General features: G+C 43.2%; 13 protein-coding genes. 6 read left to right on the top strand and 7 right to left on the bottom strand.

Annotated features, from left to right (window positions below):
- Nucleotides 1-142: 142 nt before the first annotated feature.
- Genes AC3KVK_RS19600 through AC3KVK_RS19610 form a run of 3 tightly spaced genes read left to right on the top strand, consistent with a single transcriptional unit; the run spans nucleotide 143 to nucleotide 2,368 of the window.
- Nucleotides 143-469 (top strand): hypothetical protein, encoded by a 327-nt coding sequence (locus tag AC3KVK_RS19600; RefSeq protein ID WP_490313366.1) that lies wholly within the window; start codon nucleotides 143-145, stop codon nucleotides 467-469.
- Entirely contained in the window at nucleotides 459-749 is a 291-nt protein-coding gene (locus tag AC3KVK_RS19605; protein WP_490313365.1) for a hypothetical protein, read from the top strand. Before AC3KVK_RS19600 ends, AC3KVK_RS19605 begins: the two co-directional genes overlap by 11 nt.
- Nucleotides 746-2,368, top strand: a complete 1,623-nt coding sequence (locus AC3KVK_RS19610) for a PepSY-associated TM helix domain-containing protein (protein WP_490313364.1) — start codon at nucleotides 746-748, stop codon at nucleotides 2,366-2,368. The genes AC3KVK_RS19605 and AC3KVK_RS19610 overlap by 4 nt, the downstream gene beginning before the upstream one ends.
- 67 nt (nucleotides 2,369-2,435) lie before the next feature.
- On the opposite strand, the gene AC3KVK_RS19615 is transcribed toward AC3KVK_RS19610, so the two are convergent.
- Nucleotides 2,436-4,487 carry a TonB-dependent receptor domain-containing protein gene (locus tag AC3KVK_RS19615; RefSeq protein ID WP_490313363.1) on the bottom strand — a complete coding sequence of 684 codons (2,052 nt, stop codon included), beginning with the start codon at nucleotides 4,485-4,487 and terminating at the stop codon, nucleotides 2,436-2,438.
- 156 nt (nucleotides 4,488-4,643) lie between these two features.
- On the opposite strand from AC3KVK_RS19615, the gene AC3KVK_RS19620 reads away from it, so the two are divergent.
- Nucleotides 4,644-5,570, top strand: coding sequence for a LysR family transcriptional regulator (locus AC3KVK_RS19620; protein WP_490313362.1), 927 nt, complete (start codon nucleotides 4,644-4,646; stop codon nucleotides 5,568-5,570).
- Nucleotides 5,571-5,605: 35 nt separating this feature from the next.
- On the opposite strand, the gene AC3KVK_RS19625 is transcribed toward AC3KVK_RS19620, so the two are convergent.
- The gene (locus AC3KVK_RS19625; protein WP_490313361.1) at nucleotides 5,606-5,983 is read right to left on the bottom strand and encodes a helix-turn-helix domain-containing protein; all 378 of its coding nucleotides are present in this window, start codon (nucleotides 5,981-5,983) and stop codon (nucleotides 5,606-5,608) included.
- Between the two features lie 195 nt (nucleotides 5,984-6,178).
- Here AC3KVK_RS19625 and AC3KVK_RS19630 point away from each other — a divergent pair, with 195 nt between their 5' ends.
- Nucleotides 6,179-9,103 (top strand): PKD domain-containing protein, encoded by a 2,925-nt coding sequence (locus AC3KVK_RS19630; protein WP_490313360.1) that lies wholly within the window; start codon nucleotides 6,179-6,181, stop codon nucleotides 9,101-9,103.
- Nucleotides 9,104-9,189: 86 nt separating this feature from the next.
- On the opposite strand, the gene AC3KVK_RS19635 is transcribed toward AC3KVK_RS19630, so the two are convergent.
- Genes AC3KVK_RS19635 through AC3KVK_RS19645 form a run of 3 tightly spaced genes read right to left on the bottom strand, consistent with a single transcriptional unit; the run spans nucleotide 9,190 to nucleotide 12,963 of the window.
- A complete protein-coding gene (locus AC3KVK_RS19635; RefSeq protein ID WP_490313359.1) occupies nucleotides 9,190-9,879 on the bottom strand; it encodes a response regulator in 690 nt (229 codons plus the stop codon).
- A 5-nt stretch (nucleotides 9,880-9,884) separates the two neighbouring features.
- Entirely contained in the window at nucleotides 9,885-11,435 is a 1,551-nt protein-coding gene (locus tag AC3KVK_RS19640) for an ATP-binding protein (RefSeq protein ID WP_490313358.1), read from the bottom strand.
- Nucleotide 11,436: 1 nt separating this feature from the next.
- On the bottom strand, nucleotides 11,437-12,963 hold the full coding sequence (locus AC3KVK_RS19645) for a cytochrome-c peroxidase (RefSeq protein ID WP_490313357.1): 1,527 nt from the start codon (nucleotides 12,961-12,963) through the stop codon (nucleotides 11,437-11,439).
- A 212-nt stretch (nucleotides 12,964-13,175) separates the two neighbouring features.
- Between AC3KVK_RS19645 and AC3KVK_RS19650 the strand changes: the two genes are divergently transcribed.
- Nucleotides 13,176-14,972: a CocE/NonD family hydrolase gene (locus AC3KVK_RS19650; RefSeq protein ID WP_518526951.1), complete on the top strand. Its 1,797-nt coding sequence runs from the start codon at nucleotides 13,176-13,178 to the stop codon at nucleotides 14,970-14,972.
- A gap of 247 nt (nucleotides 14,973-15,219) precedes the next feature.
- On the opposite strand, the gene AC3KVK_RS19655 is transcribed toward AC3KVK_RS19650, so the two are convergent.
- Both AC3KVK_RS19655 and AC3KVK_RS19660 read right to left on the bottom strand, forming a co-directional pair.
- A complete protein-coding gene (locus AC3KVK_RS19655; RefSeq protein ID WP_490313725.1) occupies nucleotides 15,220-15,459 on the bottom strand; it encodes a hypothetical protein in 240 nt (79 codons plus the stop codon).
- A 382-nt stretch (nucleotides 15,460-15,841) separates the two neighbouring features.
- Entirely contained in the window at nucleotides 15,842-16,291 is a 450-nt protein-coding gene (locus tag AC3KVK_RS19660) for a GNAT family N-acetyltransferase (protein ID WP_490313724.1), read from the bottom strand.
- Between the last annotated feature and the right edge of the window lie 28 nt (nucleotides 16,292-16,319).

Consider the following 16,319-nt stretch of genomic DNA (forward strand, 5'->3'; position numbering starts at 1 on the left):
AACTCAAACAATAATTATTAACATTTAGATTTGAGTTTTATAGTTAACTTCATCATAATGCATTGCTTTTTTCGATTTTATTGCCAGTGCTGATCCCCCTAATTCAGTCGTCACTCTGCCTGCGGCAGAAGTAGGCCCACTAATGAGCTTCGATCGATTAAGTGTTTTTACTAAATATGTTTTTCATGGAGTCGAAATTATCGTGTTTGAAATACTTGCTATCTTGCTAGCATTTTTTGCCGTCAGCTTGCTGTACCTCACCAATAAATATCAGCACATTCAACAAAAACCGGCACACAAAAAGTACCGAAAATGGGCATATGGATTAATAATGCTTGCCATGCTGAGTTTATTGTTAACCATGAGTGTCGTCAGCAGTGTGTTCTCGGTCCTCGTTGTATTAATGCTCATTGGGGCAATCTTGCCTTTTTGCGCCTTACTGTTAAAAGGAGCGAAAAATGAAAGCTGATCCACACTTCACCCCCCATTGGTGGAGCAAAACCCTGATTGGTGTGTTTTTTGGGCTGTTATTGGCCTATGGTCTGGTCGCCATTTTTGCTTGGTTTGGCCCCCATGGCATAGAGGGCAAAGACAAAGTGCAATTTAATATGTGGGTCGTTTCCCCCCTTTGGTTGACTTTTTTAAGCCTTGTCTATTTATTCGCAAATCGTCGCAGTGCATTACTGTATTTAGGTGGTGCTAACGGCCTCGTTTATTCGGTGTACTTTTTACTCTGGAGCCTCCAATGAGAATCCCCAGCCCTATTTTAAGAACCTACCAAAGCTTACACACTTGGACTGGCATTATTGCTGGGCTATTTTTGTTTATTGGTTTTTTTGCCGGTGCCTTAACCATGTTTAAAGCCCCAATCGATCAATGGACATCCCCCCCGAGTGCAACATTAAGCCACCCAGAACCCATCCATTATGATCGTTTAATCAAGCAAGCTGCATTGCAATTTCCTGACATGACAAACAGCTTTACGCTTGATTTAAACCCCGAGCAAAGCCCCCTTACTTGGTACGAATCTGGCAATGCTCGCGAGCCTGGCCTCAACGACCAGATGCGCCATGCAACGTTAGATCAACAAGGACAGCTCATTACAACCGCGCACACACCCAATCGATTGGGTACCCTAATTGACTACTTGCACCAAAGTGCAGGGATCCCAGGTAAAATTGGTCACCATCTCGCAGGTGGCTACCTAGTCGGAATTGCAGCCATTCTGTATTTTTTAGCCCTCGTTTCGGGGCTGATATTTTTACTGCCTACGCTGACAAAAAGCTTTTTTGCTCTGCGTACAACAAAAGGGGCCAGCCGCTTCTGGCTAGACACCCATAACCTACTGGGGATCACCAGTTTTCCCTTTCACGTCATCATCGCTTTCACTGCCGTCGTGTTTGCTTTTCATGATTTTTTTTACGGTGGCTTACTCCTGATCTACGGCGAAGTCGCACTATTTGCACGCCCCGCAGCGGCTGCAGTCGCCTATCAATTGGATGCCTTGCCAAGCTTGAGTGAACAGATAAACGTGGCGCAGTCTTATGTTGAAGGTTACCAAGTACAAGCCATGAGTTTTAGCGGCCTGACTTCCACCACTCCCTCACTCACCGTGACCTTATTAAACGAACACGAGATGATGCGTGGCCCAATGTATGACTATCTTTTTATGAACCCTTATACTTTAGAAATCGCGGGGTCGACGTTCAACCCCGGCAATGAAGGCATTTGGAGTCGGATCGTAGGAAGCTTTTTTGCCCTGCACTTTGGTAGCTATGGAGGCGAATGGGTCCGTTGGGTGTATTTTGCTCTTGGTATAGCGGGCGCAGCACTATTCTATACAGGAAATTTGCTCTGGTTAGAAAAAAGACGAAATAAACACTCCGTAGAGCAAAGCAAACGCTACACACGCATGGCTGCGCTTACTGTCGGGGTATGTTTAGGATCGATAGCGGGTATTATGGCTGCAATGCTCATCACTAAATGGGCAACCATTTCGTTACTTAATGTCAATGAGCTTTATATGTGGGTCTATTATGGCGTATTTTTAAGTGCGCTTTTCTATGCTTTTTGGCAAGGCGCAGCTAAAGCTGCGATTCATTTATTAGCGCTAATTACCCTTGTTTGTATCCTGATCCCTATCACGAGTTTAACGACGGCTATTTTCCTACCGACGCCTTGGTTAATCATGCAAGGGCAGGCTTGGTATGTTGAATTAATCGCTATTTTGTTTGCTGTGATCGCGTTTTATGGTCAACGAAAAGTGATCAAACGTGCCTATCAGGGCGAAGAAAATAGTATTTGGTTTATTGAAAACTCAACCTCGAACACACACGCAGCGCAGTTAACAATGGAAAAAAGCACTTAAATATCAACAGATTGACTCTAATAAAAAGCCGCAGCACTTAGCTGCGGCTTTTTATGTTGCTCATCAATTAGAATTGATAACTCACTGACGCTTTGATATTCCGACCGACTTCATTATCGTTATACTCGGCATTGCCCCAATACATGCCAAAACTCTTATGATGTTGGTAAGCTTTATCAAACATATTATCCATCGCGACATTGATACGAAGCCCAGCCACCGATTTTGGCTCGTACGATAGCCATAAATTCGCCACACCATACCCTACTTTTTCAACAACTTCTGTCACTAGCTCACCTTGGCGGTTAATGTAGGTATCACTCAGTGCCGCGTTATCAACCAATGCATTATCCCAACCGAGTAACCACTCATCAGTTGCTTGGTAAGTTAAGCCAATATTCACTTCGTGGCTACCTGAATATAAATCATCCGTTTTATAATCACTATAATCACGTTCACCATCGTTATAGCTGTAATTAATATAACCACTGAGCTGCTGATGACTAAATCGAAACCCCGCTTCTACCCCTGTGTTTTTTAGATCATAGCGACCACGAGTTAAAGTGGTATTTTTTGTTGGATGAAAACTATCATCAATTGTGAACTGGTAAACATTGGCATACACCGAGGCACTTTGCAGTGTAAGTGTTGTACTTAAATCATACTGACCTTGTAGCTCTAAATGATCGCCCGTTTCGGCTTTGACACCTTCACCTTGGCTAACTCGGTCATTCAACATCAATACTTCTGGTAAACCGGGGCCTTTAAAGATTTGACCGTAACCTAAGGTCAGGTTTAAATCTTGATTCGCTTGCCAACTAGCCGATAATTTAGGTGCTAGTTTGTTAAATGATAAATCATACACCCCACCCAACTGATAAGAATCATAACGGATCCCAGGCGTAATTATTAGCTCACCTAAACTGACTTCTGTTTGAATATACGCACCAATTAAACGCGCAGTAGGCCCATTTTTAACAGATAGGTCACGCGTACTGACTTCACCTTGCGCAGTGGTGGTTTTTTGTAATCCTTTGGCCTCAATTCGTTGTTCTGATTTAAATGACTCAAGACCATATGTCCATGCTAAACCATTGACTACCGAGGTATTGCGGATATCTAAACCTGTTGTCTGATAAAAGTAATCTCGCTCAGGATAAAAAGCGGTGCCATCTTCTTGCCACTGACCTTGATCGTCTCTGATCCAATTTGCACCAGTTGATTGCTCACGATTCATCGACTTTTCATTAAAATACGCATTTACGTATAAATCGAGCAGCGGATCTGCGCTGTCGTTAATATACATCAGGCTATATGTATCACGCTGATAACCGTTATAAAGTTCGTCTCTTTCGAGCTCACTCATGCCTGGTTTTTCGCCAGAAAATGCACGATTACCGCCATCTTTGACTGACTGCAGGTTAAGTGTCAGCGTTTGAGCATAATCAAAATCGTACACCACTTTCACTAAACCACTTTGTAATTCGCTGTGTTTATTAATAATCGGATCGGCATTCGGGGTGTCAATATCACCATTTTCGTTTGCGGTAATCATGGTAAGTAAACTCAATTGTTCATTGATTCGACCATAGCCATTGATATTCACTTGCCTAAATTCCGTCGCCGTATCCATACCCAAGGCGCCATTGGCACCAAAGTTGTCATCAGGTGCAAGTAAGTCGCTCGGATCTTTAGTTTGATACTTAATGGCCCCAGTAATCGCGCCGTAACCACTTAAAACAGACGCAGCACCTAGCTCTACCGAAACCGCTTTAAACATGTTTGTATCAACGACTTGATTACCTGAATGGTGAAATAGCTGACCATCTTGGCGCACACCATCAATGGTGATATTGGCTGAATGCTCTTCGACGCCACGCAGGTAAGTCTTTTGCCCATAACGTGCGCCATTACTGACCGAAACGCCTGCAATATTATTAAGCGTGCCTTTTAAGTCATTCACTTGCTTAAGCGCTAACTCTTCGCCAGAGACTTCAATTGCAGCACTTTGTTTGGTCTCTTCAACTTGGCTCACTTCAAGTTGTTTTACTTCATTTTCAGCTAACGCACTATGACTCGCAAATAATGCCAACGCTATGGCCGAGTATTTAACATTCATTTCGCTATCCCATTAAAATTAGCAAGACTTCATTAATGATATTGATTATCATTCACAAAATTAGAGTGTGCGTATGGTATAGAGTTTGGTTCAGCGCGAATAGACACCATTTCTAACAACACTTTTAAGCTGGACTTAACAATCTATGGGATACAAATGGACGGAAATTTTCTAGCGCGACTAAAACTCAATGGTATTTTTTGTCAGGTGGTCGATTGTGGCTCAATGGGCAAAGCCGCCCACTCATTAGGCATGACCACTTCGGCAGTGAGTCAGCACGTAGCTCGGCTTGAAGCAGAGCTCGGTATCACCTTACTCAATCGTACTACTCGCAAACTTAATCTGTCTGAAGCCGGTGAGCGGTATTATGCCAAAGGGAAAAAAGCCCTCGATGCAGCCAAAGCTGCTGAAAATGCAGTGCACGAAGTAAAAAAAACGTTAGCTGGTACATTGCGTATCGCCTTGCCGGTAGGTTTGTCAACTCAACCAATTGCACAAGCATTAAGTGCCTTAGTGATCGACAACCCAGACCTTAAAATTCGCATAATAGCTAAGGACGAATTCGTTGATCCGATCGCCGAACGCATTGATATTTTAATCAATGTAGGGACACCTAAAGATTCGCAATTGTATTTCTACCCGCTAGGTCACAGTGGCAAACACCTGTATGCCAGCCCTCTTTATCTGGCACGCAGAGGGTATCCAACCCACCCCAATGACTTACCACACCACACTTGGCTTGGTTTAGGTTTTAAAGGTGTACTCAGTGTGGTCACCTTAACCTCCAATCAGCAAGCTAAGGTGATCATAAAACCGACTCCGCAAATGGAATTTAACGATTTAAACTCATTGATTAGTCATGTCAGTCAAGGGCTAGGCATTGCTGTTTTGCCTGAACTCGAAATACAAGCACAACGTTCACGAGGAGAGCTTGTGAAAGTACTGCCAAATTGGCAAATGCCCGCACACCCAATCTATGCCCTCACTACAAGTAATCCAGCTTCATACAAAGTGAAAACAGTATTAGCTGTCCTTAAACAATACTTTTCGCAGCAAGATAAACCCTGCCACCAAGCGGCATAGACTTATATAGTGCACTTTATGTCAGATCTTTTGCTTCAATACGAATTCATATCCTTACAGTATTCTGATGGGGTGGCGCTTTGGCAACGCTTAAATGTGCTTGAAAACACTTTGTGCTCACCAAATGCCAACATCAAAGATACTTGCGAGGGTTTATTGCCACTAAGCAATAAATGCTTGGCTTTTTCAACCCGATAGTTAGCCAAATATTGACTCGGGTTTTGCTGCGTAAACTCAAGGCACCAACGCCGTAAAGTGGCCACATTGACATTAAATACCGCGGCAATTTCTGCCACCCGAATATCACTAAGCTCCTCATCAAATAAAGATTGTTTGTCTGCAATTAGCCGCTCAATTGCATGGTTGAGCCTTATTTCAAACAGTTCTGGGGTAAATCGTTTCGGTTTCGCCATTATTTTATTCAACCTAAAGTGACTCGGTCTTGCAATTTTGTCTAAAACGGAGCACTTCGCGAGCTACGAAAAAAAAGCAAAATTTTCCCAAATAATTTTAATTTTTTAATGCGCGATTCAAGGAAGGATGTGGATTTTTTTTGATGGTTAAATATACGCGTTCAACAAATAATGAAACTAAGGGAGTTTAGTTCGATGAAAAAATTGTCAACCGTCAGTATGGCTGTGATGTTTAGTTTAGGATTAGTTGCGTGTGGTGGATCATCTTCAAAAGATAACAAAGAGATCATTCTCCCCCCTGTCAATACTGCACCGGTCATCACCATAAGTAATGGCAGCGCGGATGAAAAAGAACCGGTAACCGTATCGGCGACTGTCACTGATAACGGGAGTGTCGCGAGTTACTCTTGGTCTCAGGTTTCTGGGATTGAGGTTGAATTTAGCGGGGGAGAAACAAGTACGATTAATTTTATTGCCCCGAATGTCACTCAAAATCAAGCGCTCGTCTTTCGATTATTAGCCACTGACAATGAAGGCGCAGAATCATCTGCAGAGGTCGTCATTAACATCACACAAAAACTGGTTAATTTAACGCTTTCTGGGATCGTCACAGATTCACCGATTGCCAATGCTGAATTAACAATCATGGTTGGTCAAAGCGACTACAGTGTGTCGGCCGATCCCGATGGACATTACCAGACAGATTTGGCAATTGATGATGATCAGCTTAATGACTTCGTCAGCATTATCGCACAAGGGCTCGATTCGCAGCAAAACGCGCGACTCATATCTCTTTTAGGTACTGTGGATGCACTCAAACAGGCTGCTGGTGACGATAACATTTTAGATAACAAAGAAAATTTCAATCTAAACGTAACCAATATCACCACAGCTAAAGCCGCCTTAATGCTTAAAGAAACATTAGGCGATGCCATTGTCTCTGATGCAAAACTCATCGAGTTAACTAATACCATTGATTCCAACAAAATGATCTCGTTAGCAATTGCCATCAAAGTCGCCATCGATAAATCAGCCAACAACCCTGCACTTGCATTACCTGCGGGCTTTAATAATACATTAGAGTTAGCTATGGATAGCCAAGCCGCAAATGACTACGTCAATGCAGTACAATCAACACCTGAGTACGCACAAGCCGCACAAGAAATGCTCGCCGATAGCAATGTCACTAACGCGGTAGATACGCAACTTTCATCTACATACTTTTTCGTTAATGAAGGTCAATACATCAGCTTGCAAGGTATTAGTAATAATGCAGGTGAGGGTAAGTTATACACTGATGTGGGCATTCAAGCGTTTGATTGGCAATTCAATAATGGCTTACTCACCCTGTCCTTTTCAGCTGGCGGATATCTTAGCTACACCAATTCTGAACAACGCATTGTTGATAATCAACTCCAACAAGTCACTTATGAGCATCGAGTAGTATCAAAAACACTCCAACCATTATTAACTGAAAATGGCACGACTACCTTTCGAGCAGAAACGCATGCTGTAAAACATTTTCCAAATCACGAGTTTGTCGATGAAAATGATACATATAGCGGGTCAAGCCAAGCGCTCAGAGCAGAAAACATCAGCGACTTTAGCTTACCAAACACACAATCAGCTACTTATACACTCCCAGTTCCACACGGGGTCTTCGAGCAGGATCACATCGTCAGTCAAACGGCAGACTCATTTACTTTTAATCGTGATGGTTCTGGAACCATGCAAAGCTCAAATCTGGCGTTTACCTGGCAGTATCAAACGCTAGACATGGCTGAGGGTAAGCAAAAAGTCGTGGTAACTTTAGCAAACAATACTCAGCTTGTGTTCACCCAGCTCACCACATCAAATCAGATGCAATATTATGCTGTGCAAGCTGAAAATGGCAGCGATTCTAAAACATCGATCAGCATTGGCGGAATGCATGATGAACACGACCAATTTGATTCAGCCAGTGTCGCCGGGGTATATGATTTTGATCTTACAGGCGATCCTCTGAATGAATTTTGGTGGGAGCTCTGGCCAACCGGTGAGGCCTACACCGTTTCAACTTATGATAACGATCAAAATGGTGAGATTTCTGCGCAAGAGATTCATGTGCAATATGGTGATTGGTCTGTTTCGCAAAACGGCGTATTAAGCATCACGCGGTGGCGAGTGCCTGACATGCCCCACTATTCGGGTTGCTTTGGAAACACAGGCGAATGTTTTTTATATAATCACCGCGAGTGGCAACTATTTGGTCAAGACAATAACCAGCTATACCTGAAAAATAGTAATTATTTTGATCCAAATAATGTCGGCACGTTTGAATATATTTATATTGATTCGCGTAAAGTCTATAAAGTAAACAAGCGCCCACTCTCTACTGAGGAGGTGTATTATTTACCTGAAACAGCACCCGTTTCACTCACCAATTTAATGGCACCCACTCCATATTTTGGTCAAACCTTGTATGGCATTAATGTCAACACGGTGTCTTCGGTTGAAACCCCTATCAATTCATTCATAGCCAACAGTGATGGTAGCTATAATCGAACCACGATTGATGGTGAACAAGACCTCGGTCAGTACCGACTCCTTAACGACAACTCCTTGGTACTGACTTCATCGGCAGGCTATCACAGCCGTTATGCATTGCTAATGGAATCAGAAAATACACTTTTGTCGGCATTTGGCGCTAACTTGTGGCCCACCTTTAAAACCGAGACACATGCGCAAGATTACCTTGCCAAACTCAAAGCAAAAACACCGGCTGCATCATTTGCAGACTGGCAAGATAAGGAAATCTATTGGGTCGATCAAGGGAGCGGCTGGGGAGTCAATTTCATTAAATTTACCGACTCTGAAATTCAAGTCTATCAAGATGAAACTTACAGCACGATGTTAGAAAGTGGCAGTTTTGAATTACAAGCTGATGGCAGTATTGTGTACACTATCGGTAACGAAACTGGTACGCTCTTTATCTCATTAGAAACTGATAAGTTTAGTCTCTCAGTCTCAGACGAACCCAGCAGCAATCACCTCGACTTTAATTATATTTTCAACGACCTCGCCACTGCAAACAATGTCGTTAATACATTAAATCAACTTGGCGTAACACATCATTATTAGCCTTTATTTTGTAAAGACTCAATGATGTTAAATTAAAAAAGCGTGTATCAATGCATTGATACACGCTTTTTTATCTGTCAGGTTTCTCAGTGAGCTATAGACTCGAACTTATAACCGACACCATAAATAGAATGAATAAAGTCAGTATGAGGCGCAATCATTGCCAACTTTTTACGCACTTTTTTGATATGACTATCGATGGTGCGATCACTGACGATCCGCGCATCATCATAAATACTATCCATCAGTTGTTCACGGTTATAAATTCGGCCCGGCTGCGAAAACAGTTTATTAAACAACTGAAACTCAACAGCTGTTAGGCTCACGGCTTGGCCGCAATAAATCGCATTGAGAGTGTGCTCATCCAATTGCAGTGCTGTCGCTTGCGCACTAGGATCTGCGAGTTGCATAAATGCGACTCTGCGCAATAAGGCTTTTACCCGAGCAACCACTTCGCGTGGGCTATAAGGCTTACAAATATAGTCATCAGCACCTATTTCAAGCCCCAGTAATCGGTCAACTTCTTCTACTTTGGCGGTCGTCATCACAATAGGCACTATGGAGTGTTGACGAATTTGCTGGCAAATCGTAACTCCATCAACATGAGGTAACATCAAATCCAATAAAATGAGGTCGGGTTTAACCCGTTCAAACGCCGCGATGGCATCTGCGCCATCATGCACAACGTCAACAGTAAATTCACTTTGGATTAAATATTTAGCTAAAATCTCCGCCAATTTCACTTCATCCTCGATTATCAAAATTCGCGACTGCACTGTGTTCACTCCTTTGCAAACTCTATTTTAATTGCCACACCACCTAATTCACTGGGCTTTGCCTGAATCTGGCCTTGATGTGCGCTGACTATACTGCGGCAAATCGCCAGCCCGAGGCCAGATCCCCCTGTCGCACGGTTACGATCGTCTTCAACCCGATACAAACGCTCAAACAGTTGAGCCAATTTTTCCTCTGCGACAGTGGGGGCGCTGTCTTGCCATAGTACGGTGATATTCTGGGCACTTTCGTGCACACTGACCCAAAGCCGACCAGGTGATGCTGGCGATGAATCAGTATAACGCACCGTATTTTGCATCAAATTATCAAACAGTTGCATCAGCCGCTCAGGATCACCCTGAATATTAATATCACTTTTAGGTAAAGCGCTGACTTCAAACCCTTGCTGATGCAGCATTCCTTGGTGTTTAGCGATCACTTTATTAAGCAAACTCACCAAATTGACCGCACCAAATGTGTAGGTCAATGCGCCTTTGTCAGCTAACGAAAGCTGATGTAAATCATCGACTAATCGCGTGAGTCGCGCCATTTCTTCATGCAATGAGGCAATGGCGGCATCATCAAAGGCAATAATCCCATCCATCATGCCTTCAAGTTCAGCGCGGATCACAGCAATGGGTGTACGAAGTTCATGGGAGATGTCTGCAATCCACTGACGCTGTGAACGTCGGTTCGCACTCAAAGTGTGTGCTAAACGGTTAATGTCTTTGACAAGCTCTCCTATTTCATCGTTGCTTCTCGGGGTTAATTGAAAGTCATAATGACCTGTCGCCAAATCACGCGCTTTTGCACGTAAAATCAAAATAGGCTTGACTAAAAATTTACTAAACGGCAGCGCCATCGCAAAAGACAAAATTAAGACTATTGCCGCAATATAACTGAACTGTCGAGATTGCTGCTGCTCAAATAACTGATCAAACTTCGCATTCATGCGTGAGCCATTTTCAACACCTAAATACCCCAGCACCTCACCGCTCCCGGCAGTGCTTGGATGATCATCCCCCGATCTTAACGGCAACCACAGTGCAGCCTGTGCCATCCGTCGGGTCCCTAAAAGAATTTCACCCGTCGGGGCTTTAAACATCAGCCGTTGATCATCACTGTTAGGGCTTTGCCGATTAGTTGGCGGTTGGCCAGAAGGTCGAGGGCGGCTTCTTTCCCCCTGAGCTTGGGGCGGCGGTGGATGCCTGCGTTCTTCACGTAGCGTTGCTCCATCACGCGAAGGAGGCGGTCGCTCTGCACGCTGCTGTGGAGGGTGCCGTGGCGACGTCAATTCCTTACCTCGCGGCCGATAAATCGCGACAATATCATGCAGAACCGCATTGCCAGGGCGCAACCAATCGAAATTGGGTTGACGTTTTAGTTCAGTGACCATGGCCTCTATCACCGGGGTCAGTGACACGCGAGTAGTATCTTGCACGTACTGGCTAAAACTCTTTTCAAACGCCAGTTGATTAGCCACATAAATCGCCAATACAACCAGCGTATTGGCGATTAAAATCATCAGTAATAACTTGGCTCGAATCGAGTTGAACATTTTAAAGGGGCTTACCTCGTCTATCAGTTGCTATCAGCCTTAAGTTATCAGGGTTAGTATGCTGATGACTAGGGGTAAATTTCGAAACACACTGAATATCTTTAGCACATTGGTCAGTCAGTGATTCTAAAAAGGCAACCAAATCTTGCTGTTGAACCACATTTAATCGCGCTGGTTGAAATGGTGATTGAGCAAGTAGCTGCAGTGCATGCTCACTATTTTGTTCGCCACCTTCATTGAGCCTTTCACACTCACTAAAACGATTAAATTGGCGTAAATGGCACGCCCCCCCTCGGGCAAAAAAGCCCTCAACACTCGCACGTGGATTCACATAATGTCGCACCACTTCAGCAAGGCTTTGGTAAGCGCCAGCATGGCCATAAGGAGCACTGAGTGACACATTAATCAAGCTTGGCACTCTAAACGCAAATTGCTCTAGTGCAGCGCCAGTGACTTGCGCACGACCACGATCGCTATGATCGCCTTGTGTCCCAGGGCCAAATTGTGGAAATGCTAAGTTGAAAAACCCCTCATTGGTAAAACGCTCACCACTGTGGCACGCTACACACCCAGCTCCGCCGCTCTCTTGCGGGGTAAAAAACAACAGCGCACCGCGTTTTTGTGCCTCGCTAAGCGAGCGCTTATCGCCGCGCACATAACGATGCCACTGAGTATCAACCAAAGTCATCGATTGTTGATAAATCCCCAGTGCCAAGGCAATGCTATCGAAGGTAATCAACGAAGTGGCTTCTTCTGTTGAGTTAAATGCCTCGCGAAATTCGGCCAACCAATCATTGGTTGCTAAGTCACCGGTTTGCTGGCCGTAATCGCCAATCCGCTCAGCAATGTGTTCACGAATTTGACTATTTGATATCGCGTTGGCAAAGCCCTCACCGCGCATTTCTTCTGTCGATGTGACAGGAAAGCGCGCTAACGCATTCACAAGATTGTTAGGCACCGAATCATCAATAACCTGAAAACCAGAATCAGGCGTACTCACACCTTCAACTTTGGTTCCATCTGGCGTGGTGAGGCTCACCCGCTCAACTCGCCCATCCCAAAATAAAGCTTGATTTGCCAACCCAACATTAAAAATAGTCGGAGAATTGCGTGGAATATTAATAAAATCATTGCTGGGTGTTCGGCCTGGACCGATGACATTTTCACGTTCTGCATTCACCCCGACGGCAAGCGACAAACCATCCGCACCTCCCAAACTTGGATGATGGCAACTGGCACACGCCACAGATTTTTCGCCTCCTAAGCCTTTGCTAAAAAACAACTTCATCCCAAGTTGCGCCAAGGGATCATGGATATCGGGCTGCGCACGCGCTTCGCTCACTTCTCCCGTTAATCCAAATTGACGGATCACCTCTGTCAATTGCACATCGAGAGGGCTCAATTTGGGTGGCGGTGGGGGCGAGGCAAACATGGGCGGCGGGGACCGTGTTGCTGAGTTTTCATTCGCGATACCTTGACCACACATTAGTACAATGGACACCCAACCTAATACACTGAGTTGATTCATCTTGCTCATCATCATTCTCCAACAGTAACCTAACCCTGAAGATGAATCACAAATGTGCAAACAATGTGTCAATAGCAAAAAAAACTAACCGAGCCTCAATAGACTACTGATAAGTTAATCACTCGATTCCTTTTGCTATGCTCAGATGTTTTTCATTTATTTTCTTAGTGATATCATAATGTTGAATTTAATAATAAAATCATAAGGACATTATGAAACCGCTCATTCAACTTGCATGCTTGATACTGGCATATGTGTTTAGTCCCCAAGCTTACGCCCAAGAAAGTACAAAAAGTAAAGTACACGTACTCTTAGGGCAAAAAATTCCAATGCGTGATGGCATTAGCCTAGATGCAACAATTTATAAACCCAAACACAGCCATGGATCGCTGCCCGTTGTGGTGTATCTGACTCCGTACGTGAATGATCATGCGACAAAACGCGGGTTTCATATGGCTGAGAATAACTTTGTGTTTGTGGCTGTAAACTCTCGCGGTCGCGGTGATTCTGAAGGCAAATTTGTTGCACTTGAAAATGAAGGCCGTGACGGCCATGACATTATAGAGTGGGCAGCAAAGCAAACTTGGTCAAATGGAAAAGTAGGCATGTTAGGAGGCTCTTATGTCGGTTATGTGCAATGGGCAACACTCAAAGAATTCCCCAAAGGACTGGCCGCTATACTTCCAATTGCATCAGTTGGCCCTGGGGTCGATTTTCCCATGTACAAAAACATGGCCTACCCCTATTCATTAAGGTGGTTAACATTTACTGAGGGGAAAACCAGTCGAATTGAATTATTTAGAAGTTACGAAAATTTCTGGAAAGACGCTGAGATAGCGCTTTACCAATCCCAATTACCACTTCCTGCTTATTCAGAAAAAACCGGTATAAAAAACGAGCTGTTTGATAAATGGCTCTCGCACAATACATTCAACGATTATTGGAAAAGCATGCACCCCACCCAAACAGATTACAGCAAAATCGATATTCCAATTTTATCACTAACAGGCTTCTATGATGCCGACTACCCTGGAGCCATGAATTATTACAATCAACATATGGCGCATGGCAACACTTCGGCCATTAACAATCACTTTTTAATTATGGGCCCTTGGGATCATGGCCAAACAAGACGCCCAAAAAATGAGCTTGGCGGTTTACAAACAGGCGATAAAGGCGTGCTCAACATGTTTGACCTCTATGTAGATTGGTTTAACTGGACTTTAAGAGACGGCAACAAACCAGAGATCTTAAAAGACAGAGTGGCTTACTATGTTATTGGCAAAAACGATTGGTATTATGCAAATAGCTACCAGCCGTTTCAACAACCAAACAACAAGTTTTACTTTTCTCACACAGAAAACCCAAGTTCAGTATTCAATGCAGGGGGATTACATTCTCAAAAGCCAACTAGGCCAACGATTGCCGAGTTTGAATCAAATCCATTGATTAATAAGCAAAGCATCGAAAGCAAAGATGATTATTTATTTGATCAAACAGCTGTGATGTCAATTGATGGTGACGGTCTGGTTTATCATACACAACCTTTCACTGAAAACATGGTCCTCAGTGGTGAAATTAAAGCGTCGCTTGCCGTAAGCCTGACTGCGCCAGATGCTGATATTGAAATTCAAGTCAGTGAAATTACAGCTTCTGGAAAAAGTATTCATTTAGCCAGTGATCGCACAAGAGTCAGGTACAGAGACTCATTAGAAAACGCCTCGCTATTACCAGTTGGTGACATCGCAAACGTAAACTTTCATCACTTTTTCTTTAATGGCAAATTACTCGAAAAAGGCAGCCGCTTACGTGTCATTATCAAACCCGTTAATTCACATGGTTCACAACGTAACTTCCAAACAGGCGGGGATATTAATAAAGAAAGCGGTCAAGTCGGCAAAAAAGCGACTATTTATCTTCATAATAGTGATGAGCACACAAGCTTTATTGCTTTTCCATTAATGAGTGAAGACGATTTTGATAAACACAAGAGCGTGGCCGCTGATTAAGTGGCCCGCTAAAAAGTTGTGAATAACCTGAGGCCTATTCTTCATTTTGATTGGATTGGTGATAGGCCGTAATAAATCACCAGAATTTTCGCCTTTATTGTTTCAATGTGGAATAGATAAAGGCGTTTCACGTACCGAACCTATAGCAAGCTCCTCGTGAGTACACTAACACAATTTGTTGAATGTATAATAAATTAGGCCTTTTAATCGTCGCTTCACATCTTTCTAGACTTATTTACCCTTTATATTAAAGGCCATCAATTTGATTGAAATAACGCCACAAAGCAAGGGTTAAAAGAGCGACAGCTGGCAATAAAACACTGGCGGCTGTTAAATATAAATCGGCACTTGTTTCAAATTTAGTTACTCCTAAAATGAGCCCTAACCCTACTCCCACCAATAACCCAAAAACAGGTAAAAGAACCAATAAAAGTTTCAACGTCGATTTAATATCTTTATTTTTATAATCTGTAACAGCAGTATTCAAATTAACCCCTCATTTCAACGAAAAAGTAACAGCCCATTCAGCGCCATATAGAATGGCCGCTAACATAACGATCACAACGAAGAAACACAACCTCACGCAGCAATACCTTGTAAATAAAAGTAAAACCGCATAAAAAGCCCATAACACACTAGGTTAGCGAAATGTGATAACACCAGACCTCATAACGGATCAGGTTTGCATTGATCATCAAGGGGGAGAGCAGCCAATTACTTAAATCCATTTTGCAGATATAAAGCCGAGTCACTGTAAATCATCATCATCTAAAAAGTGATGAATCACCCACAGCGGAGCTTTCCTTGGGTGAATAATTCAATTTTCACCCTACCGAAAATCCGATTAATAAGTGAAATAGAACAACAGCTTAGGCATACTGAAACACCATTATTGTTTCATCAAATTCATCTTGTTCAACAACTTGGAAGTTAAACTGCTCAAAGAACCTTCTCATTATGTCGTGTCCTTCGACATAACAAATAGACACCGAGTTAAAGCCATCTAATTGTTTAATTTCGTCTAACACCAGTTTGACTGCTGTTGAGCCGTATCCTTGCCCTTGTAGGCTGACATCAATGAGCAGTTGATCGATAAATATTTCGTTTGGCTTTCCATCATCAATATTCGGGTAATACTGAATAAAACCAATTGGTTTATCACCTAAGTAAACCCCACGGTTAACGTAATAATCATAAAATTTAGAAGCTGCAATCGCCTCGGCGGGAAGGGCGACAAATTGCTCTTGCTCTTTTGTAATCTCAAGGTCAATCATATCAACCCAATTTTCTTTACTTATTTCTTTTAACTTAATTTCCACGTTTTTCTTCCTCTGAACATAAGCCGAG

The organism is Pseudoalteromonas sp. J2K-J979, assembly GCF_058169715.2.

Bases quoted from the DNA above. Each gene is read 5' to 3' on its own strand.
- AC3KVK_RS19625 (WP_490313361.1), bottom strand. From the start codon at position 5,983: ATGGCGAAACCGAAACGATTTACCCCAGAACTGTTTGAAATAAGGCTC.
- AC3KVK_RS19620 (WP_490313362.1), top strand. From the start codon at position 4,644: ATGGACGGAAATTTTCTAGCGCGACTAAAACTCAATGGTATTTTTTGT.
- AC3KVK_RS19630 (WP_490313360.1), top strand. From the start codon at position 6,179: ATGAAAAAATTGTCAACCGTCAGTATGGCTGTGATGTTTAGTTTAGGA.
- AC3KVK_RS19615 (WP_490313363.1), bottom strand. From the start codon at position 4,487: ATGAATGTTAAATACTCGGCCATAGCGTTGGCATTATTTGCGAGTCAT.
- AC3KVK_RS19640 (WP_490313358.1), bottom strand. From the start codon at position 11,435: ATGTTCAACTCGATTCGAGCCAAGTTATTACTGATGATTTTAATCGCC.
- AC3KVK_RS19650 (WP_518526951.1), top strand. From the start codon at position 13,176: ATGAAACCGCTCATTCAACTTGCATGCTTGATACTGGCATATGTGTTT.
- AC3KVK_RS19600 (WP_490313366.1), top strand. From the start codon at position 143: ATGAGCTTCGATCGATTAAGTGTTTTTACTAAATATGTTTTTCATGGA.
- AC3KVK_RS19605 (WP_490313365.1), top strand. From the start codon at position 459: ATGAAAGCTGATCCACACTTCACCCCCCATTGGTGGAGCAAAACCCTG.
- AC3KVK_RS19610 (WP_490313364.1), top strand. From the start codon at position 746: ATGAGAATCCCCAGCCCTATTTTAAGAACCTACCAAAGCTTACACACT.
- AC3KVK_RS19645 (WP_490313357.1), bottom strand. From the start codon at position 12,963: ATGAATCAACTCAGTGTATTAGGTTGGGTGTCCATTGTACTAATGTGT.